Here is a 1030-nt window from a genome sequence, read left to right as displayed (position 1 = left end):
AATACGTCGGCAACTCCCCCATCCCCGTCGCCAGCATCCACCGCGACATCGGCAACATCCTGACCAAACTCGCCAAACACGGCATGCCACCGCTGGAGGTCACCCAGAAGCAGTACACCGACACCATCTACGACCTGGCCAAAGTCTGGCGAGAGCGGGTGCCGGACCAGCCCCTCACCTACCACCCCAACCACCACGACCTGGCCCGAATCGACGCCCGTTACCACGCTGCCAAGGACGCCACGGGTGGGGGCTACCGCTACGACCTGACCTTCATCCCCGCGATCGGGTTCCCCGAGCGTGAGCAATACCCCGGCACCCGCACCGAATGGGTTACTCCAGACACTGACTGGCAGGAATACCATAAACAGGGCGACTGGGAGGATCGATCGTTCATCAACACGTATGCCAAGGGCACGACCACCCGCCATGACTGGTTCGCGCCCGCCGTCCGACCCGCCTTCGGCCGCGGCTACAGCGTCAGCAACAGCCGGTACCAGGACACCATGCTCCTCAACGTACAGTCCTGGAGCCCGTCGGGCACCCAGCTAGAACACGCCGGAAACATGCACTACGGCTCGGTACCGACCAACATGAAGCTCTACCAAGGTGACACCCTGCTGCACGAGAACACCATCGGCGCCTACCTGCCACACAAGGAGGTGCCGGCCGGCACGCTGCCGTACCGGCTGGTGCTGGACGCCTCCCGTCCGGCAGACGAGTGGCGGCTGTCCACTCGCACCCATACCGAGTGGGACTTCATCTCCAGCACCAACGATGCTGACCGACACACCCCGGAACCGCTTACCCTGCTGCAGCTCGACTACGAGTTGGAGACCGACCTGCGCGGCGACGTCGAGGCCGGCACCAAACAAGAAATCAGCATCACCCCCAGACCACAGCCCGGCGGCTCCGGCACCGGCACCATCACCACGGTGGAGCTTGAGGTCTCCTACGACGACGGCACCACCTGGAAACCCGTCACCCTCAAACAGGGCGACAACGACCGCCACACCGGAAAGCTGAAGCT

Annotated in this window: 1 pseudogene; it reads left to right on the top strand. The window is 64.0% G+C overall.

The annotated features are described in order from the left end of the window. A pseudogene (locus tag T398_RS26840) lies at positions 1 to 1030 on the top strand (peptidase S8); the annotation flags it as partial.

Source organism: Salinispora goodfellowii (assembly GCF_059570675.1).
The sequence above is the reverse complement of the archived record's forward strand: the minus strand, read 5'-3'. Positions and strand labels throughout refer to the sequence as shown.